The organism is Paraburkholderia phytofirmans PsJN (genome assembly GCF_000020125.1).
GTDB lineage: Bacteria > Pseudomonadota > Gammaproteobacteria > Burkholderiales > Burkholderiaceae > Paraburkholderia > Paraburkholderia phytofirmans.
Genome location: NC_010676.1, coordinates 1694672 through 1711510, shown reverse-complemented (window position 1 = coordinate 1711510; position 16839 = coordinate 1694672). Strand labels below are relative to the sequence as shown.

12 protein-coding genes and 2 pseudogenes are annotated in these 16839 nt (G+C 61.6%); 5 read left to right on the top strand and 9 right to left on the bottom strand.

The window, feature by feature from the left end:
- Positions 1–2 precede the first annotated feature (2 nt).
- From BPHYT_RS27345 to BPHYT_RS27315, 7 genes and pseudogenes are all read right to left on the bottom strand, one after another.
- Positions 3–2267, bottom strand: a complete 2265-nt coding sequence (locus BPHYT_RS27345; protein WP_012427370.1) for a xanthine dehydrogenase family protein molybdopterin-binding subunit — start codon at positions 2265–2267, stop codon at positions 3–5.
- Entirely contained in the window at positions 2264–2776 is a 513-nt protein-coding gene (locus BPHYT_RS27340) for a (2Fe-2S)-binding protein (RefSeq protein WP_012427369.1), read from the bottom strand. The genes BPHYT_RS27345 and BPHYT_RS27340 overlap by 4 nt, the downstream gene beginning before the upstream one ends.
- A complete protein-coding gene (locus BPHYT_RS27335; protein WP_012427368.1) occupies positions 2773–4050 on the bottom strand; it encodes a cytochrome c in 1278 nt (425 codons plus the stop codon). The genes BPHYT_RS27340 and BPHYT_RS27335 overlap by 4 nt, the downstream gene beginning before the upstream one ends.
- 72 nt (positions 4051–4122) lie before the next feature.
- A complete protein-coding gene (locus BPHYT_RS27330) occupies positions 4123–4311 on the bottom strand; it encodes a hypothetical protein (RefSeq protein WP_012427367.1) in 189 nt (62 codons plus the stop codon).
- Positions 4312–4462: 151 nt separating this feature from the next.
- Positions 4463–5676, bottom strand: a pseudogene (locus tag BPHYT_RS27325) (MFS transporter).
- Between the two features lie 56 nt (positions 5677–5732).
- Positions 5733–6881, bottom strand: a pseudogene (locus tag BPHYT_RS27320) (FAD binding domain-containing protein).
- Entirely contained in the window at positions 6878–7531 is a 654-nt protein-coding gene (locus BPHYT_RS27315) for a DsbA family oxidoreductase (protein WP_012427364.1), read from the bottom strand. The pseudogene BPHYT_RS27320 and the gene BPHYT_RS27315 overlap by 4 nt, the downstream one beginning before the upstream one ends.
- 118 nt (positions 7532–7649) lie before the next feature.
- Between BPHYT_RS27315 and BPHYT_RS27310 the strand changes: the two genes are divergently transcribed.
- The 3 genes from BPHYT_RS27310 (at position 7650) to BPHYT_RS27300 (ending at position 10490) form a co-directional block, all read left to right on the top strand.
- Positions 7650–8570 carry a LysR family transcriptional regulator gene (locus BPHYT_RS27310; RefSeq protein WP_012427363.1) on the top strand — a complete coding sequence of 307 codons (921 nt, stop codon included), beginning with the start codon at positions 7650–7652 and terminating at the stop codon, positions 8568–8570.
- Between the two features lie 445 nt (positions 8571–9015).
- Positions 9016–9363, top strand: a complete 348-nt coding sequence (locus tag BPHYT_RS27305) for a hypothetical protein (RefSeq protein WP_012427362.1) — start codon at positions 9016–9018, stop codon at positions 9361–9363.
- A gap of 338 nt (positions 9364–9701) precedes the next feature.
- On the top strand, positions 9702–10490 hold the full coding sequence (locus tag BPHYT_RS27300) for a YkgJ family cysteine cluster protein (RefSeq protein ID WP_012427361.1): 789 nt from the start codon (positions 9702–9704) through the stop codon (positions 10488–10490).
- Between the two features lie 247 nt (positions 10491–10737).
- On the opposite strand, the gene BPHYT_RS27295 is transcribed toward BPHYT_RS27300, so the two are convergent.
- Complete coding sequence (locus BPHYT_RS27295) at positions 10738–11304, bottom strand: phosphate-starvation-inducible PsiE family protein (RefSeq protein ID WP_012427360.1); 567 nt, start codon at positions 11302–11304, stop codon at positions 10738–10740.
- A gap of 970 nt (positions 11305–12274) precedes the next feature.
- Between BPHYT_RS27295 and BPHYT_RS27290 the strand changes: the two genes are divergently transcribed.
- The gene (locus tag BPHYT_RS27290) at positions 12275–13516 is read left to right on the top strand and encodes an NAD(P)/FAD-dependent oxidoreductase (RefSeq protein ID WP_012427359.1); all 1242 of its coding nucleotides are present in this window, start codon (positions 12275–12277) and stop codon (positions 13514–13516) included.
- A 58-nt stretch (positions 13517–13574) separates the two neighbouring features.
- Positions 13575–13847 carry a UBP-type zinc finger domain-containing protein gene (locus BPHYT_RS37520; protein ID WP_012427358.1) on the top strand — a complete coding sequence of 91 codons (273 nt, stop codon included), beginning with the start codon at positions 13575–13577 and terminating at the stop codon, positions 13845–13847.
- Positions 13848–13899: 52 nt separating this feature from the next.
- Here BPHYT_RS37520 and BPHYT_RS27285 read toward each other — a convergent pair whose 3' ends face one another.
- On the bottom strand, positions 13900–16734 hold the full coding sequence (locus tag BPHYT_RS27285) for an ATP-dependent Clp protease ATP-binding subunit (RefSeq protein WP_012427357.1): 2835 nt from the start codon (positions 16732–16734) through the stop codon (positions 13900–13902).
- Positions 16735–16839 lie beyond the last annotated feature (105 nt).

Below are 16839 nucleotides of genomic sequence, written 5' to 3'. Positions count from 1 at the left end.
CTCTATACGTCGATTTGCCGACGCAAACTGTCGCCGCTGAGCGGCATGTCGCGCAATCTCTTTCCCGTTGCATCGAACAACGCGTTGGCGAGCGCGCCCGCGGTTGGACCCATGGATGCTTCGGCGGCGCCCAGGAAGGGGGCGCCCGGCCGATCGATCAGATGAACCTTGATGCTGCGCGGTGCCGCTGAGTACCGCAGGATCGGATAACTGCTCCAGTCGAAGCTCCGTATTGCCGAGGTATCGAACTTCAGTTCTTCGTAGAGCGTCCAGCTTGCCGACTGGACGATCCCGCCTTCGATCTGGTTGCGAATGCCATCCGGATTGACGATCGTGCCCGAGTCGACCGCGACCTCGGCATGTTCCAGAATCACCTGGCCGGTTTCGGGCACGACGGAGACCTCGACGGCAATCGCCACGTAGGCCATCAGGTTCTTGTATTTGCCGAACGCGAATCCCACGCCATGATTGCGCTTGCGCGGCGGCCGTGGCCAGCCGAACTTGCGGGCGGCAAGCTGGACGACGTCGCGAGCGCGCGGATCGTGTAGATGCTTGAGCCGGAAGGCGACCGGATCGGCGCCGGCGGCCGCGGCCAGTTCATCCATGATGGCCTCGATGGAGAACACATTCATGTGCGCGCCGAGTGAACGCATTGCCGACGAGTGCAAAGGCATGGCCGGCGAAAAATTGTTCATCACGTGCATGTTTGGAAACGAATAGAGCGGGATCGCGTTGCGATCGCCGCCGCCTTCCGGTTGCACCATGGGCACCGAGGGCGCTGGCACGAAAGGCTTTTCCAGCATCTGGGCGGGAATGAGCCGCCCGGCATTCACGATACGTTCGTTATGCGAGCTGCTCCATAGCGCGTAGTCCCAATCGACGATCGTGCCGCTCGCATCGAGCGAAGCCCGCACCTCCGTGACCATCGCGGGCGTGAAGTGGTCCCACGTGTGTTCCTGCTCGCGCATCCACTGCACACGCACCGGTGCGCCGTCCATTTCGCGCGCGATCAGCGCGGCATGCGCGGCGACGTCGTCCGCACCGTTGTGGCCGTAACAGCCTGACCCTTCCACGTGAATGCAACGGATCTTGTCCTTGGGCATCGACAGCATTTCCGCCAGCCCGTCGCGCAGGGGATAGACGCCTTGTGAATGCGTCCACACCGTCATCTCGCCGTCTTTGAACAGCGCGACCGAGCACGACGGGCCGATCGAGCCGTGCATCATGTAGCGCTTGGTGTACCGCGCGCTCAGTGTTTTGACCGGCGTGCCGGCCGGGTTATGCGTGTTCGCGATCTCGATGTGTTCGGTGGAAATCTGTTTCAGATCGCGGTGCACCGTGGCGGGGTCGGGCAACGCGCGGCCGGCGCTCCATCGGCTGCCGGCGGCAAGCGCCCGCTGTGCCTGCACCGCTTGCCATTCACCCTTGGCGACCACCGCGAGCAGGCTGCCGTTGCGGACCACTTTGAGCACGCCCGGCATTTTCAGAATTTCGGGCGTATTGGTTTCAAGCAGCTTCGCGTCATAGACGGGCGGCATTACGACACGGGCGTGCACCATGCCCGGCATGATCATGTCCTGCACATAGCTCGGGCCACCGGTGACCTTGGCAGGAATATCCACTCTCGGCAGCGAAGTGCCGATCATGTCGAATTTTGCCGGGTCTTTCAACGGCGAATCCGGCGTTGCCATGCGATGCAGATCGACGAGTCCGACGGCTTCTCCATAGGTCATGGCGCGGCCGTCAGGCGTCCTGATGACGGCATTGTGTACGGTCATTGCGCTGCCGCTCACGCCGAAATGTTTGGCGGCTGCATCGACCAGCAGTCCGCGCACCTGCGCGGCGGCGTTGAGCAATGCGCTGCCGCTGTCGGCGATCGTATGGCTGCCGGCCGTCAGTCCTTCGTCTGGCGAAGCGCCGGTATCGGCCGTCAGAAACGTGATCAGCGAGGGCGCCATGTCCAGTTCTTCGGACGCAATTTGCAGCAGTGCGGTGCGCACGCCGGTGCCCAGTTCGACCTTGCCGGTATAGACCGTCACTTTGCCCGTCGCGTTGATCTTGATCCAAGCGTCGAGGTAGGGGTTGGTTTTCAGGCTGCCGGCGAGCGCCTGCGTCGCTTTGCCGATGTGGACCGCCGCGCCCTCGTCGGCGATCACTTCCTGAGCCATGGCCTTGATGCCGGGGATGAGGCTGAAGCTCACCACGAGTGCGCCGGACATCATGAAACGGCGGCGCCCTGCGTCGATTTTGTCGTCCGCGAAACTCATTGCGTACCTCCGGCGCTGGCGATCTCCATGGGTTCTTTGGAGAGCGTATCGCCGGCCGGCAGATGCGCGACCTCGCGAATCGCGGCGAGGATGCGCAGATGCGTGCCGCAACGGCAGAGGTTGGGCTCCATATGCTCGCGCAACTCCTGCTCGGTCGGCCGGGGGTTGCGCTCGAGCAAGGCCTGCGCGCGCATGATCATGCCGGCGATGCAATAGCCGCACTGCGCGGCCTGATGATCGATAAACGACTTCTGTAGCGCGCCGGGATGGCCGGCGGTGCCGAGGCCTTCGATCGTGCGCACCGCGCGGTTGCCGATCGACGCGACGGGAATCAGGCACGAGAACACGGCTTTGTCGTCGACGATCACGGTACACGCTCCGCATTGCCCCATCCCACAGCCGAACTTCGCGCCGTGAAGCTGCAGGTCGTTACGCAACGCATAGAGTAGCGGCGTCGACGGATCGATATCGAGGGCGTGCTGTACGCCATTGACGGTAAGGTTGATCATCGCGCGTCGTTCTCCTTTCTGACTTTGGCCACCATCTGGTCGACGTCCTTCCACGGTTCCTTCTGCGAATAGGTCGCGCGAATGTAGGACGCCAGATCGGCGATCTGCTGGTCGTCATAAACCTGGCTAAAGGCGGGCATGTAGTTGAGCGTGTCTTCGCCATGCCAGTCGATGCCGCCGAGGATCATCTGGATCGCGTTGCGCGGCGTGTCGGCGTTGACGGCCGTACTGAATCCGAGCGTGGGGCGTTCGCCAATCGATTGCATCGGCGCTTGCGGCCCATGGCATTGCGCGCACGACGCCGCAAACAGAACTGCGCCGCTTTGCGCCTCGCGCGAAAGTGCGGTGCCGGACGCTGTGTTCACGGCAGCGGCCTGAGGCTTCTGGATCGACAGGATGTACGCGGCGATGGCCTGCACGTCTTCTTCCGGCACGGTGCCGAGGTCGCGCGTGACGGGCAGCATCGGGCCGGCTGCGGCGCCGTGTTCGCTGGCGCGGCCGGTGCGCAGGTAGGTGACGAGATGCGCCTGTGTCCAGGGCTTGGGTGCGCCGCCCAGCGCGTTGAGCGCGGGTGCGGTCCAGCCGTCCACGATACCGCCGTCGAATGCATGACCTGATTTTTCGCCACCAATCACGTTGAGGGGCGAGTGGCACGATGCGCAATGACCGAGTCCGTCCACCAGCAGACGGCCGCGGTTCCATTGGGCGTCTTTCGACGCGTCGGCCGCCTGCGGGCCCGGATGCAGGAACAGCACGTTCCAGAATGCGAGCAAGGGCCGGAAGTTAAGCGGGAAAATCAGCCTGTTTGCGGGCGCCGTATCTTTAACCGGCTCACGCGTCATCAGATACGCGTAGGCAGCCGAAATATCGCCGTCCGACATGCGGGTGAAGTGAATATAGGGGAACGCGGGATAGAGCAGATGGCCGTCACGGGCCACTCCGTAGCGCACTGCGCGCGTGAAGGCTTCGAGCGACCAGTTGCCGATCCCCGTCTCCACATCGGGCGTGATGTTGGTGGAGTAGATGGTGCCGAAAGGCGTTGCGAGTGGCAGACCGCCCGCGAACGGCCGGCCGCCTTTCGCGGTATGGCAGACGATGCAGTCGCCCAGGGCCACGACGCGCGCGCCCGCGAGGCGGGTCTGCGCGTCGAAAGAGGCCGCGGGCGGCGCGTCGATCGGCGCGATGGCGGGTTTCCACATTAGCGCCACGGCGGCGATCAGCATGGCCACCACGACCACACCGCCTCCCCACAGCAATCTGGGCTTAAGAGTCATTCACGCACCTTCTTCGGATGTCTCGGGCAAAAAAATTCACACGCATAGGTCGCGTGCGCTCCGGCGCCGGCGTTACGGCTGCGTCGCGTCAGGGCGCGCGTGCTGGCCCGCTGCGGCGAGGAACGGATGTCGATATAGCCTGCGTTGTCGCCGCCCGCGCAGCGGCGCGCGCGACCTCGTCGTCGGCGCCATGACGGCGCGATTCGGCAAGCTCAGACCGTTGAGGTCGTAACTGTTCAGCAGAGGCGAAAGGGAGGACATGTTCGGTTCCTTGTGCAGGTCATCGAGCGATGCTCAGGCCGGGGACTTGTTGGCTAGCGTATCGGTCACGGCGGATTTATTCCTGAAGCCGCGCTGAAAATTTATTAAGCCGGTCGGCAGGGCCGCCCGGCGTGTTCCTTCGACGTCCAGATCAGGCAATACGCGCGGCGTGCGGGCGGCCGATCGCCAGATAGTGAATCAAAGCGGCGATCGGGAAAGCCGTGGCGACGCCTGCAACGAGCGGCCAGCCGCCATGCTGATAAAGCGGACTCGCGAGCGCTGAACCGAAGCGCCGCCCACGAATATGCTCGTCATATACAGCGCGTTCAGACGGTTTCTGCTCGCCGCGTGCAACGCGTAAATTTCGCGTTGACCCAGCACCATGTTCATCTGCACGGCGAAGTCGAGCACGATGCCGGTTGCGACGAGTCCGAATACACCCCAGGCCGGATGGATCAGGGCAGGCGTATAGGCCAGCGCGCCCACCACGAGTGCGATCAGCGTGGCGCGTACCGTGTGTCCTGCATCGGCCAGGCGGCCCGCCACCGGTGCGGAGGTCGCGCCGATCGCGCCGACCAGCGCGAAGATCCCGATCTCCGTTTGGGACAACCCGAACTGTCTTGTCAGTTCGATAGGAATAGCCGTCCAGAAGAGGCTGAACGAGGCAAACATCAATCCCTGATATCGCGAGCGATGGCGCAGCACCGGCATTGTCCGCAACAGATGGCCCAGCGAGCCGATTAATTCGAAGTAGGTCGCCTTATGCTCCGGCTGGCGGCGCGGGATGGTCAGCGCGAGGACACTGGTCACGATGGCCATCAATACGGCGGCTCCGCCAAAGACTGCGCGCCAGCCGAAATGGCCGGCCACGATGCTGGAGATCGGGCGTGACAGCAGAATGCCGAGCAGCAGGCCGCTCATGATGGTGCCCACCACCTTGCCGCGCGACTCGTCCGGCGCGAGATGCGCGGCGAGCGGAATGAGGATCTGCACGGCAACGGAGCTGAAGCCGACCATCAGCGAGATTGCGAGGAACCAGCCCGGCTGATGAGCGAATGCCGCGGCAGCCAGACTCACGATCGAGACGAGCGCGGTGGTGATCATCAGCTTGCGATTTTCAAGCAGATCGCCAAGCGGCACGAGAAAGAACAGCCCGAATGCGTAGCCGATCTGCGTGAGCGACACGATCAGGCTGGCCGTGCCCGAGGACATGTGGATGTCCGGCGCAATCAGCTCGGTGATCGGCTGCGCGTAGTAAAGGTTGGCGACGATCGCGCCGCAGCAGAATGCGAAAAGCGCGATCAGAGCGCTGGTTAGTTTGACGGGACCGGTGCCGCCGGTCGTAACGGATGCCTGAGTCGACATGAAAGCTCCTTTAGCTTGAAAACGGAAGTTAGCGTGCCAGGCCGTGCGAGGCGTGCTTACCGGGCGATCTTCATCAGCCGGTTGCCGAGCGAAATACCCAGATCGGTCATATGCCGGCCGCGTTGCAACTGCTGGCTTTACCAATGCTTGAGCGCTGGATCGATGGTCGAGCCGCTTCGTTGTGCCGACAGCAGCGCCAGCGCCAGCGAGTGAGCGTTCGCAGCGGCCTTCGCCGTGCTGCCGGCAGTGTGCGGACGCGGCACCGAAGCGGCGTCGCCGAGCAGAACCGCGCGGCCGAACACCATCTTCGGCGAGCGCAGATCGACGATCGGCTGCATGAATGGATCGTCGGTGGCGTCCACCAGCGCGCGAAACGTCGGCCCCATCATGAGCTTCGCGTCGTCTCGCAAGCGGGCGATGTCGAGGGGCTTGGTCGAGCCAGGCGGCAATGAAAAAGGCCGCACCGCGCCGTGACGGTCGATCAGTAACTGGTCGAGCTGCTCGCGGCTGTATTTGCGGTACCACACCCAGTTCCAGCGCCGCTCGCCGACCACGGTCGAATCTTCTTCACCCGGAATCAGGTAGGAGAGCGCCGAATGGCCGTCGCCTTGCTGGAACGCGAAGCGGTCGCGAAGAACGTCGGCGGCATGCAAGGGCAGATCAGCTTCCTCGATCAGTCCGCGCCACGCCACATAGCCTGCATAGGCGGGCACTACCTCGGGCAGCAAGCGGCTTCTGAGCGTTGAGCGGATGCCGTCCGCGCCGATCAGCAGGTCCGCCTCTTCAGCGCGGCCGCTGTGGAACAGCGCGACGATCCGATCGCCTTCGGCACGAAAGTCAAGGAACGTCTCGCCGGAATGCAGATGCTGCGCGGGTAGGGCGTTCTTCAGGGCGCGGTACAGCAGGCTCCATGAGGTCTGCATCTGCGGCATGTAGAGTTGCTCGACGATTTCGTCGCGCTGGTCCAGATAGATGCGTTCGCCCGACGGCACACCGGGTGGATCGGGCAACATGATGCCGGCAAAGTGCAGCGCCTCCAGTACGTCGGGCTGGAGCACCACGCCGCCGCCACGGCTTTCGAGCTGGTTCGGCGAAGTCTCGAACACGTCGACCTCCCAGCCGGCCGCGCGCAGGGTGGCGGCGCTCAGCAGTCCGCCCAGCGAACCGCCGATCACGACGGCGCGAAGCTTGTTGGGGAATGTCATGCTGCGCTCCCTTGCAAGGCGACCCGCAACGCTTGTGCGAAGACGAGCGGCGGCTGCGCGCCGCTGATCATCTCGCCTTCGATCACGGTGGTGGGCACGGCCCGCACGCCCAGCCTGTCGGCCCGATCGCGAGCCTCTTTCACAGCGGTCTCGCCCGCCTCCGATAGCAGAAAGGAGCGGGCTGCCTGCTCGTCCAGGGCGTGCGTTCCCGCGAGCGCCACGAGTGTGTCCAGTGAACCGATGTCGCGGCCTTCCGAGAAATAGGCTGCATAGATCGCCTGGTATAGCGCCGCCGTCTTGCGCGGATCGTTGTGCTCCTGGGCAAACTGCATCAGGCGATGCGCAAGACGCGTGTTCGGCGTGCGTAGCACACGGTCGTAGTTGAACTGCACGCCGGCCGCGAGGCCGGCGGCGGCGACCTGCGCGTCCATCGCCTGCGAGCGGGCCCAGCTGCCGAACTTGCGAGTGCGATAACTGCGTCGATCCATGCCTTCGGCCGGCATGAACGGGTTCAACTCGAACGGCACATAACGAATCGAAACGGCTTCAGCGACACCCGATTCCGCCAGCGCGCCAGCAAGATTGCGCTGGCCGATCCAGCACCACGGGCAGATGAAGTCATACGCGATTTCAACTTGAATGTTCTGCATGTTGCACCTTTCTCCAGGTAACGCAGGTAGCTTAAACGTTGCGTTGTGTTTGCAGAATGAGGATAAAATGCAATCTCGCGTTGCGTTGAACGCAACCAATTCCTCGCCTGAGCCGAACATGGACAAACTCCTTGCTCTGAATACATTGCTGGAAGTCGCCGACGCCGGAGGCTTCTCAAAGGCCGCTCAGCGTCTCGGTGTCGCTACCTCCTCGGTGACGCGTCTCATGGATTCGCTCGAAGCATCCCTGGGCACTGCTCTACTGACCCGCACGCCGCGCAAGGTCAGCCTGACCGACGCGGGGATTGCTTACGTCGAACAGGTCGGCAAGGTGCTCGACGATCTGGCCGAGGCGGACGAGAGCGTCTTCGACAGTGGCGCTTCGCCGGTCGGATCGCTCCGGATTTCGGTGCCTTCCACTTACAGCCGGTTGCGGCTCGCGCCGCATCTTGCGGCATTCCTCGCTGCCAATCCGCGGCTGTTCCTCGACGTGGTGGTGGCGGATCATTTCGCCGACCTCGCGCTCGACCGGATCGATATCGCGATCCGGATCGGCCGGCCGGATCGCGATGCCAACCTGATCGTGCGGAAACTGGCGGACAACCCGCGTTACGTCGTGGCAAGCCACGCTTACCTCGAACGCTGCGGCACACCTCAGAACCCGCAAGCGCTCGATTCCCACGAGTGCCTTCGTGTCGCCTACGGCGGCGGCTACCGTTCGCGCCAGGTCTGGACCTTCCGGCGCGACGGCGCGGAGGAGCGCGTCGAAGTGCGCGGTCACCTGCTATCGAACAGTCTCGACATGCTTTACGAAGCGGTCCTCGCCGGGCAGGGCATTGCCTTGCTGCCGGAATGGCTCGTCAGCGCGGAGATTCGCTCGGGACGCCTGATGCATCTCTTTGAGAACTTCGTCGCAAGCCCTCATCCCGGTGATGCAATCGTCTACGCGGCGTATCTGCCCAATCGGCGCCATTCCAGCAAGGTGCGTGCGCTTGTGCAGTTCCTCGAAGCGCGGCTCAACATCGCGCTCGAAGGCTAGACGGCGTGTTCATGACGACTCCGTTTAAAGAGGTCAGATTGAAGCTGGAAGTACTGTTTGCAGATGGATGAAGTGTAGGAATGCGTCGAACGTAAAGTCCTGCAGAAAATGTGAAAATTTCTAAGCAAAAATAAAGACCACGCGGAAAGGCAATACGAGGCCATTTCGCGAAGCACTGTTCCAATGAGCGCGCGAGCCAGATGTGTTGCCGGCCTCTCATTACATTAAGTACTATGGCCAGATACAGATCGACGTGAGGCCAGCCTTGCGGCGCTCGACCGGATCTTCGGTGCATACTGAGCGATAACAGGACGGCATTGTTCGAACGGGACGGCCCTCGTATCGGCAAATCAAGCTCAAACCTCGAAACATTTATCGCGCTATTGCGCTTCACCTTTGAAACCACCCCGGGAGACCACCCCGGGAAACCGCGATTGGAGATGCGATGCAATTCGACAAGCGACAGGAAAGGCTCAGGCATAGTGGCGCAACTATGCGTCCTGGTCCGCCGAGCTTATTGGCAAAGGTATTAGCCGCGGTCATAGGCGCCGCGCTACTCGTTGTGGGGTTCGCCGTTTCGCTCGTGCTGTTCGCGGTGGTGCTTGGAGCAGGCATTGTGATCGGCGGTTTTGTCTGGTGGAAAACGCGAGATCTGCGCAAACAACTACACCAGCAAGCCATGCGCGCACGGCAAACACACGAGCAACAGGTGCACGAACGCGCGGGCCAACGCATGGATATCGACGGCGTGGTCGAAGACGTTGAGTTCCACGACGAAACTCGACAGAAATAAGCGCGACGCCGTGACTGCGCATGCGCTGCTTTATCGGCCGCGAGGAGGGAGTGTCCGACCCAGGTCGGAGGCAAGCCTCGTCCCGTTCTAATCCACGTAGTTGGCAAATTGTTGGGATAAGTAGCCGTTTTGTTAGTTCAATTTTGCCTTCTCGAAGCGGTGAGCGATCCGACGGGTGCTGCCGCGCATGTGTTGCATTCCGCCAAGGTCGGCAGCGGTCGTTCAACGCGTCCAGGCGATCGTCGACGACGCCTCAACTTTTTCACTGTTGTCCCTGTAAGAATTTCGGCGTGGGTCCGACTAAGCACGACGCACCCGAACCTCAAAGGACAAACAGCGTGGACGATATCAACTTTGCCTGTACGACATGTGGCCAGTGCTGCCATGATTTGCGCCTGCCGCTGACAATCGCCGAAGCGATCGATTGGCTAAAACGTGGAGGACAGGTTGAACTTCTCTGCGAAGCTATTCCATGGCCGGTCGAGCCGGAGCCCGACAATGCGCAGGCTGCGTACAAACGGGTGCGTTCGTCACCCGTCATGAGCGGAACGTTACCGGTGCGCGTCTCGATCATTCTGACTGCGGCGTTCGCCGGAGCGTGTCCCAATCTGCGCGCCGACATGCTGTGCGGTATTTACGATGAACGCCCGCTGGTGTGCAGAATCTACCCGGCGGAAATCAATCCGTTCGTACCATTGGTGCCGCAAAACAAGGCCTGTCCGCCGCAAGCATGGCAAACCATACCGCTACAACGGCAAGGCGTCCTTGTCGATGCGACGACCGATCAACTCATCCGGCAGTCGCGTCTCGCCGCTCAGTCAGAAGCGCCGTTACGGATGCGGATTTGCCGTGAGCTCGGACTGGATCATGCCGCGCTCGCGAACGAGGGCTTCGTCATTCATACACCGGACCGCGAAGCGCTGCTAGCTGCCCTCGCGCAGTGTTGCGTGTCACCGCTTCCGGATGACGAATCGACTCAATGGACGTTTGTGTCCAATCGTTCCATGACGATGGAGACGCTTGCGTCTGTCGGAGCGCTTGCTGATCCCGACGAACCCACCGCAGATAAAGCCTTCAGATATCACGGTTTTTTTCCATCGTCATGGGGCAATGGTCAGGCCTCATAGGACAAACCCACGACCCTCAAACGATAAGGCGCATCGTCGAGCTTCATTCGCCCAGGCCACAGCATAAATATACATGCGCCGGATACGATTGTGGTCGCACTCTGCAGCGCGGAACACTTGCTGCGTTTCGCGTCCGCGATGCGCGGCGTCGGTGGCCGCGAAAGAAATCAAGGAACTGATCGAGACGTCGAGCGGAAAAGTACAGGCGGGCGGTGCGCTCATCACGTGACGAGATCGGCGACTTATTTCAATTGCCGGTCTGGCCGCCTTCACCTGGCGATCCCCCTTGCTGTCGTTGCGCATGCGCCACGCGATCACGCTCCGCTTGCGCGGCGCTCGTCGCGTCGACCGGGTCATCGCGCTGCCGCATCAGCCAGTAGACGCTCCCCAAGGCGATCAGCGCGAATGCAAGCGCCGCGATCTTGGCGGGCGCACTGGCCGGATCGAGAATGATGAATTTGCGGGCGATAGCCAGCAGCGCAACCAGAAGCACCGTTTTGACCTGCACGATGTGATTGCGCCGTGCCATCACGCGCGTAATCGAATGTTTGAATTCCATCGCGATCAGCAGCGTCATGACCATACCGAAGACGGTCTGGTACACCTCGTGATCCAGCGGGTTCAGCGCGTCCGAAACCAGCAATGCAATCACCGCGTGAATCAGCTGCCAGAGCGACACGAGGATAATGATGGAAATCACGACGCTCAGCACATGTGCGACAAGCTGCTCGAATCGTTCATAAAAGCTGAGCATGTCCCACTGCAGACGCAACGCGTCGAGATCCTTGCGTAGCCAGCTTTTCTTACTTTCCATGATTTGACTCCCGGACGGCCGTCGCCGCGCCGCGAACGCACCAGGCGCGCACGGATCGCACATGCGCCGTGAACAATTCATTCGAAGGTCGATTAACGCACATGCTACGGTCCTTCGCGTTTGCGCGGCTTCTTTGCGGATAGCTGCGCACAGCGGACAGACATATTCAGGTATTGATAACGGAGGTCGCACTATCTCGCGCTTCCGATACCGGTTCCTGTCATGTAGTCGAAGAGATACCACGTTTGAAACAGCAGGTTCATGCACTGTACCCCAACGAGCGCAATAGCGAATACGCGTTTTTGGCGGCGCGACAGGGATGCCTCACCATCCGCCGCGCCGAGGATACGCCGACCGGCCGTCAACCGCACATACGACCCATGCAGGTCTTAGGAGGCCTCGCTTGACGCACGGTTCGATGCAGCCTCGCGCATGGCTCTTGCCGCTGGTGTGCTGCTGGTCTTGGATACGATACGCGCTGGCCTGGAGAGGATCTGGCCCCTGTGGCGTTTGCGCGCTTCTCCGAAGAGCCATTTCGCACCGCGCCCTCCGTTGATGCAGTCCGCGGAAGGGAGCGATTATCCCTACATCCCCCGGATTAGTGACTAGACTTAAAGCGTCGCCGTCGTGCTCGCGCACGAGGAACGTATGCGCTATTCAATCACAGGCGCGTGCCGCTCAATGACCTGAGCGCAGATTGCGAAGAGGATGCCCGGAAAGTGATCGAAGACATGCGCACCGAATTCGTGCTTCCTGATTGACGCCTTGATGCGAAACCAAAGCAGAACGAATACGGCGATGGAGCCATCAGCAGAAAGCGGATGAAGCCCGGCAGGATCGCGAAAGACGCCGATCCAGGATGAGCCTATGGTGCACGAATACGGCCAACCGCCGTTATCCTGGCGCGGTGGTCTGCTTGTGAAGGGCGAGAAGCGAAAGTCACTCCTGAATGTCCTCAAAGGCGGATAGCATGTTCATGGTCAGGATCTATGGACGCATGCGCAGTGCAAATGGCTACGCGATACGCGACTTCCTGCATCGCTGCGACATACCGTTCGAATGGATCGAACTGGGCAGCGATAAGGAAGCGGAGGAACTGGCGCATGTGCAGCACCTTTCCGATTCGCGCTTGCCGGTCTGCGTCTTCCATGACGGAACGCGGCTGGAATGTCCCACCATCCGGCAAATCACGGAGAAGCTCGGCTGGTTTGCAAATCCGTCGCGCGAGGCCTACGATCTGGCGATTTACGGCGCAGGGCCGGCGGGATTGAGCGCCGCGGTGTACGGTGCATCGGAGGGACTGCATACCGTACTGGTGGAGCGCTGGGCAGTGGGCGGTCAGGCAGGCAGCAGTTCGAAGATCGAGAACTATCTGGGCTTTCCACAGGGCGTGAGCGGCGCGGAGCTCGCTGAACGGGCGCGCGACCAGGCCGTCAAGTTCGGCGCCGAAATCCTGCTGGCGCGCGCTGGCGTGCACGCGGAGTTCCCTCCGGGCCAAGGCATCGTGTCTCTGGAAGACGGCACGCGTATCACAGCGCGCACGTCGATCTGCGCGACCGGCGTCGCATATCGCACGCTAGGCCTGGCAGGTGAAGAGCGCTTTCTAGGTGCAGGCCTTTATTACGGCGCTGGCGCCAGTGAGGCCACGCTGATCCATGGCGAAGACGTATATGTGGTGGGCGGCGGCAATTCGGCGGGACAGGCCGCCATGCATTTTTCACAGTCCGCCAACCGCGTCTATATGCTCGTGCGTGATGCATCGCTTAGGAACACGTTGTCCCAATACCTGGTGGATCGCATCACATCGGCGTCGAACATTGAAGTGCGTACGTGCACCGAAGTTACCGCGCTCGCAGGTCATGACGTATTGCAGGAGATCACGCTGACCGATGCGCGAACCGCTCGGGACCGCACAGTAAAAACGAGTTGGCTATTCGTCTGCATTGGCGGCGTGCCGCAGACGGAGTGGGCGCAGGAGGTCGGCATCGTTCGCGATAAAGGCGGCTATCTCGTAACCGGTCCTGATCTGCAGGAATATCAGGCGAACCTGAATTGGCCTCTCGAACGCGCGCCGCTGCATCTGGAAACGTGCATGCCCGGCGTATTCGCAGCGGGCGACGTGCGTCACGCGTCGATCAAGCGCGTGGCGTCGGCAGTCGGCGAGGGGGCAATGGCTGTGGCGCTGGTGCATCGCTATCTGAGTAGCGCCTGAGCACGAGCGCAATCTTGATCCCCGCACGTCAGCGCATACCTGTCCGAGGAGCACGATCATGACCCCTGGTTGCACGCACCTGGGCGAAGCCCGCATTCTCCGCACGTCCATCAACTATTGCGAGGACTGCGTGAAGCTTGGCCAGCCGTGGGTACATTTAAGGCTTTGTCTTTCTTGCGGACACGTCGGCTGCTGCGATTCGTCGCCCAACCGGCATGCAAGCAAGCATTTTCACGCGACCGGTCATCCGCTGGTACGTTCAATCGAACCCGGCGAAACGTGGATCTGGTGCTATCGCGATGAGATCGTAGTGGGTGAACTTGAATCGTGAGGGCGACGCCTCCGCACGGGCGGGCGGCGTCGCGTTCTCAGTCGTGCCAGCGTTACGCGTGTGCGGGTGCCTGCTGTGACGCCTCGCTGGGCGCTTCAGTGGGCGATGCTCCCTTTTGCACAAGCACAGAGCGTGAACCTGAGTCGTAGGTCATCGTGACCTTGTCGCCATCGCGCACGTCGCCTCGCAACAGCGCGTCGGCGAGTTGCGATTCCACTTCAAGACGGATCTTGCGCTTGAGCATCCGCGCACCGAACTCGGGGTCATAGCCGATCTGTGCAAGATGATCGCGCAACCCGTCGTCGAACGAAAGATCGATGCCTTGGGCCAACGCCGTACGCCGTACGCGCGCAAGTTGCAGGTCTACGATACGGCGAATCTGCTCCTTGCCGAGTGCATGGAACACGACGACTTCATCGACCCGATTCAGGAACTCGGGCCTGAAATGATGCCGCAGCAATTCCATCAACCGGTCGCGCAGTTCGGGGTAGTCGAGTTGCTTCGCGTCGGCCTTCATGTTTTCCTGAATCAGCTGTGAGCCGATATTGCTGGTGGCGATGATGATCGTGTTGGTGAAATCGATCAGACGTCCCTTGCCGTCGGTGAGCCGCCCTTCGTCGAACAGTTGCAGCAAGAGGTTGTGCACCTCCGAGTTCGCCTTTTCGATTTCGTCGAGCAACACGACGCAATATGGCCTGCGCCGCACGCGCTCGGTGAGTTGCCCGCCTTCCTCGTAGCCGACATATCCGGGCGGCGCGCCGACCAGCCGCGCCACCGTATGACGCTCGGAATACTCGCTCATGTCGATGCGCACCAGCGCGTTCTCGTCGCCGAACACCGAAGCGGCTAGCGCCTTCGCGAGTTCGGTTTTACCCACACCCGTAGGCCCAAGAAAGAGGAAGCTTGCAGTCGGCTTGCCGGCCTCTGTCAAACCGGCGCGCGAAAGCCGCACCGCTTTGGCGACGGCGGAGACGGCTTCATCCTGGCCGACTACGCGTTCCTTCAGATGGTCTTCCAGTCGCAACAGCTTTTCACGGTCCTCGGCCGTGAGTTCAGATAACGGTACGCCCGTGAGAGACGAAACGATCTGCGCGATGTCTTCGGCCGTCACTTCCTGCGAACTGGTGCCGCGCTCCTTCTTCCATGTTTCAGTGGCCTCATGCAGGCGCTTTTGTTCCGCGACTAGCCGTCCTTCCAGTTCCTTGGCTTTATCGAATTCCTTCGCAGCGCTGGCCGCGTGCTGTTCCTGCTTGATGCGGCGGATGCTCGCTTCGACATCGTGCAATGGCTGCGGGCGCGAGTTCGACGAAATGCGCACGCGGGCTGCGGCCTGATCGAGCAGATCGATCGCCTTGTCTGGCAGAAAGCGTGCAGCAATGTAACGGTCCGAAAGCTTTGCCGCGGCAGCGATCGCCTCTTCGGTGATTTTCACCTTGTGATGTGCTTCGAGCCGGTCGCGCAGGCCACGCAGAATCTCGACCGTTTCCTCGACGCTAGGCTCGGGCACCATGACGGGCTGAAAGCGCCGCTCCAATGCCGAGTCCTTTTCAATGTACTTCTGGTATTCGTTCAACGTGGTCGCACCTACGAGGTGCAACTCACCGCGAGCGAGCGCCGGCTTGAAGACATTGCCGATGTCGAGGCCACCTTCGCCGCCGCCCTGGCCGGCGCCGACAATCGTATGCAGTTCGTCGATAAATACAACCAGACGGTCCTGGTTCTCGATGATCTCATCCAGTACCTGCTTGACGCGCTCCTCGAACTCGCCACGATACTTCGCGCCAGCCACGACGCTGTTGATATTCAGTTCGACCACGCGCTTGCCGCGCAGCACTTCCGGCACCTGGTCCTGAGCAATGCGTTGCGCCAGACCTTCGACGATAGCGGTCTTACCCACACCGGGTTCGCCGATCAGTACCGGATTGTTCTTGCGCCGCCGCGCGAGCACTTCAATGGTGGTTTCGATCTCCTTGTCACGGCCGATCACGGGATCCAGCTTGCCTTGACGCGCGAGTGCGCTGAGATCGCGCGCGTACTTGTCGAGCGTGGGCGTGGTGGAGCGGTCTTCCATCTTGCCGTCTTCGGCACCCTTGCCGACCACCTTGACCGATTTTTGCCGCATCGATTGTGGCGACAGTCCGAGCTTGCGCAGCAATTCGCCTGCAAAGCCGTCTTCTTCCTCGACAAGCCCAATCAGAATATGCTCTGGTCCGACATAGTTGTGACCCAGTTCCAGCGACGACCTCAACGCATTTTCCAACGCACTCTTGGCGCGTGGCGACACGCCGATCTGCTCATTGTCGCTCGGCTCCTTGCGGGTGCCGCGCGGCGCGGTCTGGTCGACGGTCTTCTTGATCTCTTCGGGATCAAGCTTGAATTCGCGAAGGATTTCCTGCACCACATTGTTATCGGCGAGCGCCAGCAACAGGTGTTCCGTATCGACTTCGTTCTTGCCAAATTCGACCGCTGCCTGCGCCGCGGCTTGCAGGCGGTCCAGCCCGCTTTGGCTCAGGTACGTCTGCAGATCCACCGCTTCACGCGCCCGGCGATGCCGGCGCGTCCGGCCGCCTGGGTGCGCGCCCGCTGAATCGCCCATTTGTCCGCTACCGGCGCCTGTAGCCTGATCCGCTCCGCCGGATTGTCCGGGCGCGCGTCCGATGCGTGACCGGTTACCGCGGCCGCCTTCAATCGGTGGCCACATGTCGTCGAACAGACTGTCGAAAAGTCCGCCGTGAAAGAGGGACTCGAGCGGCGACAGGCGGCGCTGATTGCGGGCCATAAACTCCATGTAGTGCTCGTTGCACAACATCAGCTGACGGCGCTGACCGTTTTCGGTGATCGTGATCTGCGAGGTCGCGGGTTTTCCACAAACACTGCACTCGGCCATGATGATCTCCTTTTCGTCCGTGAGGGTATGGCTTCCCGGGCGGGTATGGGTGGTGGAAAAAATCTGTTCAGCTGTTTGTTCGCCGGTGCGCAGCGCGCCGCTTCA